4 protein-coding genes and 1 pseudogene are annotated in these 8,064 nt (G+C 45.3%); all 5 read right to left on the bottom strand.

Annotated features, from left to right (window positions below; genetic code table 11):
• Window positions 1–439, bottom strand: a pseudogene (locus H6S82_RS10855) (hypothetical protein); the annotation flags it as partial.
• Between the two features lie 152 nt (window positions 440–591).
• Window positions 592–1,200 carry a Uma2 family endonuclease gene (locus H6S82_RS10850; protein WP_190474614.1) on the bottom strand — a complete coding sequence of 203 codons (609 nt, stop codon included), beginning with the start codon at window positions 1,198–1,200 and terminating at the stop codon, window positions 592–594.
• 66 nt (window positions 1,201–1,266) lie between these two features.
• The gene (locus tag H6S82_RS10845) at window positions 1,267–2,550 is read right to left on the bottom strand and encodes a hypothetical protein (protein WP_190474612.1); all 1,284 of its coding nucleotides are present in this window, start codon (window positions 2,548–2,550) and stop codon (window positions 1,267–1,269) included.
• A 58-nt stretch (window positions 2,551–2,608) separates the two neighbouring features.
• Complete coding sequence (locus H6S82_RS10840; RefSeq protein WP_190474610.1) at window positions 2,609–3,256, bottom strand: 4Fe-4S single cluster domain-containing protein; 648 nt, start codon at window positions 3,254–3,256, stop codon at window positions 2,609–2,611.
• A gap of 107 nt (window positions 3,257–3,363) precedes the next feature.
• A partial coding sequence (locus H6S82_RS10835; protein WP_347339484.1) for a LamG-like jellyroll fold domain-containing protein occupies window positions 3,364–8,064 on the bottom strand: 4,701 nt, incomplete at its 5' end.

Below are 8,064 nucleotides of genomic sequence, written 5' to 3'. Positions count from 1 at the left end.
GTTGGGCGGTTGTCAGCGGTCTGACATATGGCAAAATTGCAGGTACGCCAATCCAACCGGGCATTTGGGGGCGAGCGGTCGAATTGGGGTCTCTCTCCACATCGTAGTTAAATATCTGAATTCCGCCGCCTGTCTGGGGAAATTCCTGCACTCCAGGAGTGCCAATTTGCCAGAGAGTTTCCCACTTTACTTCTTGAGGTTTGTTGGTTTGACCCGATCCAGTTTCATCTTTATCGCCATTCTGAGGACTGGGCGTTTTTCCCCAAACAGAATGCCGCAAAGCAGCCATAAAAGCGGCCCGCTTCTGTCGCTCTTCCAGCCAAACTCGCTGCTGATGCGATCGCGTTTCCTCTAGAAAGCTAGCAACCGACTGTTGACGTTGGCGAAATTCTTGATGACGTTGCATTTGCTGGGCGTACCATTGTTCTGCGAGAGACATCACTTCGTCTCCTTTACTTTAGTGCAACTTGGGATCGGCCATTGCGGTGGGCATTGCCCACCCTACGGCTGCTCTGACAAACTGCGACGGCGCGATCGCTCTCCTGTGGGTAACTTCTGAAAATATAATACAGCAAAACAGTATTATACTACTTACTGTGCTGCTGCGAAGACTTGGCCTGTTGGCAATCGCAGCTCTGGAAAGATTGAGGAAACAAGCAAATCGCCCGCTCGGAACAATTGTTTTTGATACTCATCTTCAACCAGAGTACAAATTGTGATAGTTGGCTGTTTGGGTTTACCGATGTACTCTTTTCCACCAATACCAAGATAATCTACGATCCAATACTCAGGTATGCCTAACTCTGCATAATCCTCGGCCTTACGGGCATAATCATTTTGCCAGTTTGTACTGACGACTTCAACGACAAGTTTAATGGAAGCTCCCAAAGCAATTACAGGTTCTTGTTGCCACAACGGTTCATTGACTAATTGAGTGCGATCCAACACAATTACATCAGGACGAAAAGCTGTTGCCGTTCCTAGCAGTTTAACGAGACATCGGTGTGGGATAAAGTAAGTCGCATCGAGACGGTCAATCTCCACATTTAGCTTTCGCCCAATAAAAGCTGCTACTTGTTCGTGCGGTCCAGTCGGTTCCAAATTAATTAACTCCCCATCAATTAGCTCATAACGAGGGTTATTACCATACTCCGTCAGGAACTCATCGACAGTTATAAGTTTCGGGGCTGATTTAACCATCGTACTTACTGCTCGCGATCGTACATTCAAATCTATTTTCTGGCAAAAAGGCTGTTGAGTCGATCGTTACAAACTGCGACGGCGCGATCGCTCTCCTCTCGGCAACTGTTCCGCTTGACGGAGGATGCGATTGGGGTCTTTCCCCTGCCAGAGAACTTCACCCATTTTGACACCAAATTTGTTCTCTAAGGCAGCGTGCATCTCCGTCAGCACCTGTTCCGCTTCGTCACACACAGCAGCCGCATTGCCATCAACTGTAGCTACGCTCTGCTTCGCATAGCCGTCTACATCGTAAAACACCTGTCCGGCGATGGGGACGCTGACGCTAATTCCTTTACCGGTATTGGTAGTGGCTCCCAGGATTGTAGCGCTAGCGGGGTGATTGGGATGTTCCGGTTGATGAAAGGTAATGCTGAAACCCATTGCCTGCAATGTCTGTGCAATGCTATCGGCAATGTAATCGCGTCGTTCTGCCTGCATCTGAGCTGTGTTGGCGTTCTCTATAATTGTTTGCGAGTGACGACGACTTTCGCTTAAGTAAGCGATTACTTCTTTGATTTGACCTTGTGCGATCGCTTGTTGAGCTAGACTTATCTGATTTTCCAGTTCTTTTACCGCTCCCCCTTGCCAGCGCATCACAACCGGATCGGCCTTCAAACCGGCCAAAATGACCTGAAGTTCTGACAATTGCCGATTTGCCTGTATTTGTAGGTGTCGCGAGTCTGTTTTTCCGTGAACAATTTGACGGACGTGCTTCTGAACAAGAGCAGTTGCTTCTGTCAGAGGTCGGCGCACCGCCGCCGGGTCGCCCGTTGCGATCGCATCCCGCACTTTTTGAAATACGCTGCGTACCTGTTGGCGACCCGCCGGATCGAATTTCATCGCTTCCGCATCGGGTGTTTGCGCCACTCGCCGTTCTAATTCTTGCAGTTCAAATAACTGTCGATCGATATCCGCTTGTCGTCTTTTTTCTTCCTCATCCCGCCGCTTGCGTTGCAATGCCTCTTGGAATGCCTGTTCGATTTTGACCAATTCTTCTGATATCGATAGCAGTTGGATTTCTGACGTTGCTTGCGCGATCGGCTCTAATTGATTCTGACAGCGAGATTGCAATATTATTGCTTCTTGCGGATAAAGATTTGCCCACTGCCACTGCATATCAGAGAGCAACACATTTACCCGTACTTGAGTTTGGGAACGAGACATTTCCAATTGCCGCTGTCGCTCTTGCTCTTCCGCTTCCTGTCTTCGTTTTGCTTCTGCTTCAGCTCGCCGCTGACGTTCTGCTGCTAAAATTTTTTGCTTCCACTCAGCAATTTCTGCCTCTGAAAATTTGGGACTGCCACTCATAAGAATTTTAGATTTTAGATTTTGGATTTTGGATTTTAGATTTTAGTTGTTTTGACTTTTATATGGTAATGCCATGTTGCTGCATTCGGGCGGCAAACTCCTCTCGAAAGCCTTTTTTAGCAGGAACGCCAGTAAAGTAGAACGCGCCTGTAAGATCGACTGCGAATTGCATCCCAGCCGATCGATCGCCCATTGCCAATTCTGCCATTAAAACTTGCTCGTATCGATCGCTCAGCAACAACAATCGCTGATTGCTAGACCCCCGCCACAATAAGTCCTCATGCTTTGATTCGATATAAGTCCCATCAACAAGCAAATCGATGCGATCGAGCAAAGACTTCTGCGCCTCTGTTCCCTGCTGTTGCAGTTGTTCCCAACGGTAGCCCGTGTAGCACATTACACCCAAATCTTTAGACCGACGAACTGTGTCAATTAAACTCACCAAAGCTGCTGCTTGACGCATCGGTTCCCCACCAGAAAGCGTAATTCCCTCAATATCCGGTTGCGCGAGAATCCATTCTGCCAATTCTTCCAGGACGATCGTTTCTCCACCTGCTTCATCCCAGGATTCTGGAACTATACAGCCCGCACAAGCAAACTCGCACCCCTGTACCCAAATTACCGCCCGTTTGTATGGCCCCAACACCGTTACGGGAGACTGACGCCGAAAAATCTGTAAGCAATCTTTTCTACTGGTATAAATCATTATTTGATTGCAATAAAGAGGTTGAACGGTTATGACTTGTCAATCTCCAAAAATTCTTGTGGGGTAGGCATCCTGCCTGCCGAGAGAGATTCTTTTGGAGGAGATATCTATTGAACTTGAAAAATGTAGGTAGCACCAACTCGTCTGAAATTTGACGTATCTGCCCACGAAGCAGTTACAAAAATCCACTCCCGATCGATCGCAGTACAGAAACCGAAGTAGCTTTCGTAATGCAAATCGCTAGGTTGCAGTTTTTGTTTTTGCTGCCAAACTCCATTTTCTAAGTGGAAAAGATAGGCAGCACCAGTATCTTTAAAGTTAATAGAATCGGCACGGGTTGAACCAACAATCGCAACTTCGCCGCTCATAAATACAGATGCACCGAAAAAGCTGCAATAATCGGGGCTATTAGGTTGCAGTTTCTGTTTTAGCTGCCAAACTCCGTTTTCCAATTGATAAGCATAGACAGTTCCCGCACTGGAAATATGGGAGACGATCGTATTAACTGCCCCCACAAAAGCGTATTTTCCACTAACAGCAACAGAGTAGCCAAACAAATCGTTATCATCTGGTTGTGGAGATGGCAGTTTCTGTACTTGTTGCCACACATTGTTCTCCAGACGGTAAATATAAACACCTCCCGGACGTTTGATACCTGCTGATGCGTAGCGATCGCCTCCGCCAATAAAAGCATATTCTCCACTGATGGCGATCGAATGACCGAAGCATTGATTGATGCCTAAGTCAACTGGTTGGAGCCTTTGTTTTTGCCGCCACACCCCATTTTCCAATCGGAAAACATAGGCAGCACCTGCATTTGCAACATCAAAAGCTTGACTGTGGGATGCGCCGATCATCGCCCACTCTCCACTGATGGCTATTCCCTTACCGAAGTTAGAATTGACACCTAAACCAGTTGCTTGCAGCTTCTGTTTTTGCTGCCATACCCCGTTTTCCAATCGGAAAACATAGGCAGATCCAGCATCTTGAATACCGGAAGCATCGGCTTTGTGTGCGCCGACAATCGCCCACTCCCCGCGAATAGCCACAGCGCAGCCAAATTGATCGCCGACACCCAAATCGATCGGCTGTAGCAATTGTTTTTGCTGCCACTTCCGATCCTGCAATTGGAAAATATAAGCAATCCCAGCATCTTGAACGCCCACTCCATCAGCTTTGCGCGATCCTGCGATCGCCCATTCTCCACTAATAGCAACCTCTTCCCCAAAATACGATTCGCTCTTCAAATCCATAGGTTGCAGTTTCTCCACTTCTTGACACCCATTCTTAGGAGTCACCCCTAGTTGCTCTTGCTCTTCTAGCCCAGAATTTTTCTTCTCTAACTCAGCAATTTTTTGCTCCAGTTCCGAAATTTTCTGGTCGCGATCGGCAATTTTCTGCTCCTGCTCTGAGTTGTTCTGTTTGAGTTGTGAATTTTCTTTTTCCAGTTGAGAATTTTTCTGCTCCTGCTCGGCAATCTTCTTCGACAATTCCGAATTTTTCTTCTTTTGTTCCGAGTTCTTTTGTTTGAGTTGAGAATTTTCTTGTGCCATTGCCGAATTTTTATTCTCCAATTCCAAAATTTTCTGTGCTTGCTGAGAATTCTGCTGTTCGAGTTCCGTAACTTTTTGCGACTGCTGAGAATTCTGCTGTTCGAGTTGAGTTACTTTCTGCACCTGCTGAGAATTTTGCTGTTCGAGTTCCGTAACTTTTTGCGCCTGTTGAGAATTCTGCTGTTCGAGTTCCGTAACTTTTTGCGACTGCTGAGAATTCTGTTGTTCGAGTTCCGTAACTTTCTGCGCCTGCTGAGAATTCTGCTGTTCGAGTTCCGTAACTTTCTGCGCCTGTTGAGAATTCTGTTGTTCGAGTTCAGTAACTTTCTGCGCTTGCTGAGAATTCTGTTGTTCGAGTTCAGTAACTTTCTTAGTCTGCGCGGAATTCTGCTGTTCGAGTTCAGTAACTTTTTGCGACTGCTGAGAATTCGGCTGTTCGAGTTGAGTTACTTTCTGCACCTGCTGAGAATTTTGCTGTTCGAGTTCCGTAACTTTTTGCGCCTGTTGAGAATTTTGCTGTTCGAGTTGAGTTACTTTCTGCGCTTGCTGAGAATTTTGCTTCTCTAGTTCAGTAATTTTCTGTTTTTGCTCAGAAATCTGCTTTTCTAGTTCCGCAATCTTCTGTTGCATCTCCGAAGTTTTCTTTTCTTCCTCAGAGATTTTCTCTGCCACTTCCAGCGGTTTAGGCTCACCCAGAACTTCATTGGTAAAAAATAGTTGTCGCTCCCAAATATCTAAAGCAAAATCCCTCAGTCCGATTCCATAGCCAGGGTTAACTCTGTTGTAGATTATATTGCCACCTTCATCCAAAGGCCAATAACCAACCAATCCTGCTTCATTTCCCACCAAACGGCGGTGCATATTGGCCTTAATTTCCTCCTGAGAGCAAGCACGATCCCAGAAGCTCATATAGCTAATTTGACCGAAGAAATTTTTATTGTCCTTGGTTACTTTTGTTTCTGGACATGATTGTGCCCCAAGAACTAAAGGTATTATTCCTAGATAAAATTCAGCGCCGATCGATCTCCTGTGAAAATCTTCTGGAGTAGGTTTAGTTGCAAACAGTTCGCCATTGCGGTAAAAGTTCAATTCCTTGCCCCGGTTAACCCAAGCGATATGAACCCATTTATTTGGAGCTTCAAAAAAGTTATTCAAAAACTCAGCATAAATCTTTTTTGGTTTGACAGTATTTTCCGTGTTGCCCGATGGAATAGTGAAGTACAAAGCATTATTATTTGGCCCAACAAACAATGAAGGTTTGACATAAATACCCATTAATCCGTAAAAATTACCATCATTGAGAACTAAAGGGTTGACCCAGAAACTGATCGTAAATTCCTCATTGTTTTGCGCGGTACTCCGCCGGAATGGATCTGTTAACCTTATATAAAAATTATGCTTATGCACGCTCAAAACAGATTGCAAATAATCCGATTCGGAAATTTGCGGCCAAATTGCTCCGTCAATCCTACCATGTTTGCCATTACTGGTTTTATCAAAAACGCGATTTTCACTTCCTTCATTTAAAGGCCAATAACCCACCAGTCCCGTTTCGTTACCCGCCAAACGGCGATTCATATCTTGTTGCAACTCTTCTGCTTTCCTGGCGCGGTTCCAAACGCGCACTTCCGCTATCCGACCGTCAAAATAACCATCTCCCGAACCGTGACTTTTACCGATATAGTTCTGGGTCCGATTCAGACTTTCCGGTAGGTGCATTTTTCCCGATTTAATTTCTTGACCGTTTTTGTAGAGTTTCCCATTTCCGGAAGCATCGACTGTGGCAGCTAGGTGCATCCATTTCCCTGTTTCCAGCACTTTGTCGGCTGTAATTCTTTGCTCGGTTTTACCGCGTTTGATATCTAAAGCCAGAGTATCTGTCGATTCGACATTTGCAAACACTATCTTATCTGTGTTAGTTGGCAGGTTAAAGAAATCGATAATGCGCGACCAAGATTTGAAACTGTTGTAATATACCCAGGCTTCGACTGTAAAACCCTGTGCATAATCAACATTCATTTCTGGCAATACAATATGGTCGTTTTGCCCATCAAAGTAAAGGGCTGTTTTGATGAATTTTTCATTCTTTATTGCGGTAAAATCGTCCCTGCTAATGAGAGCAAGCTTGTTAAATACTTGGCGCTCCCAAGTGGCTTTTGTAATTTTGCCTGTCTCGCCATTCTTCGCCAGGTTTGTTGCTGTATCTCCAGCGCCTTCATGTAAAGGCCAGTAGCCCAGCAATCCCGGCTCATTGGCTGGATTGGCAGACATATATTTTTGAATTTCTTTTTCGCTGAGCGCTCTATCCCAGACTTGAACTTCCGCAACGGTGCCATTGAAATATTTGGCAGAGTTGAGATCTTTGCCTATACAGAAAGCGCTATTACTGGCATCAATTTTTTGAGTAGCTTGGCCCATGTTTCCAGCGAATTTTCCATTAATATATAAACAAGTTAATTTGCCATCAAAAGTGCCTGCATAATGATTCCACTGGGTAATGTCTATCTCCGGTGTAATCTTAAGAGATTTCCAACCGCCGCAATAAATAGAAAAAACGAGCGTTTTTCCCCCAGCTTCGGGATGCAAACTGTAAGCATTTTGTTTTTCGATTAAGCATCCACTTTCGTTCCAATTGGGCGTGTTGCTTTTTACCCAGACTGATACTGTAACAGCGTCAGTTGGATTGCTATGGGCTGGGACTTCCACATAACTATTCTTGCCATTAAAATTCAGGCAAGGTAGGCTCAAATACTGTTGAGTACGCAGGATGCGATCGACTGGTTTGAGGAAGTATTGCTGACCCCAGGTTGCTTGGTTAATTATACCGTTATTGGCACGCGCCGTTTTATCTTTTGCTGTATCGCCGGAGCCTTCATTCAAAGGCCAATAACCGACTAATCCCAGTTCGACTCCAAATAAGCGATCGTACACGGCATCTTTGATTTCTACTGGCGATCGAGCGTAATTCCAGACCGCAACTTCCGCAATTTCACCTTGCCAAAAATTATCGACTTTTCCGATCCAATAGCTGCTATCACTTTTGGTATAAACGGTTTCTGGTGCTGGCTTAGTATCAAACAGTTCGCCATTACGGTAAAATTTGTACTCGGTTCCCTGTTTGACCCAAGTAATATGTACCCATCGCTCTTGAGTTTCAAAGAATTTCTCTAAAGGCGCGTTATAACGCTTACCTGCCTCATCGTAAGAGTCGTAATGCAGCCCAGAATTATTTGGCGCTAACCACAACCCAGGTTT

The organism is Planktothrix sp. FACHB-1355 (assembly GCF_014748295.1).
Classification (GTDB): Bacteria; Cyanobacteriota; Cyanobacteriia; order Cyanobacteriales; family Aerosakkonemataceae; genus Aerosakkonema; species Aerosakkonema funiforme_A.
Note: the sequence above shows the minus strand (reverse complement) of the source record. Positions and strands in the feature narration are given on the sequence as shown.

Bases quoted from the DNA above. Each gene is read 5' to 3' on its own strand.
- H6S82_RS10850 (WP_190474614.1), bottom strand. From the start codon at position 1,200: ATGGTTAAATCAGCCCCGAAACTTATAACTGTCGATGAGTTCCTGACG.
- H6S82_RS10845 (WP_190474612.1), bottom strand. From the start codon at position 2,550: ATGAGTGGCAGTCCCAAATTTTCAGAGGCAGAAATTGCTGAGTGGAAG.
- H6S82_RS10840 (WP_190474610.1), bottom strand. From the start codon at position 3,256: ATGATTTATACCAGTAGAAAAGATTGCTTACAGATTTTTCGGCGTCAG.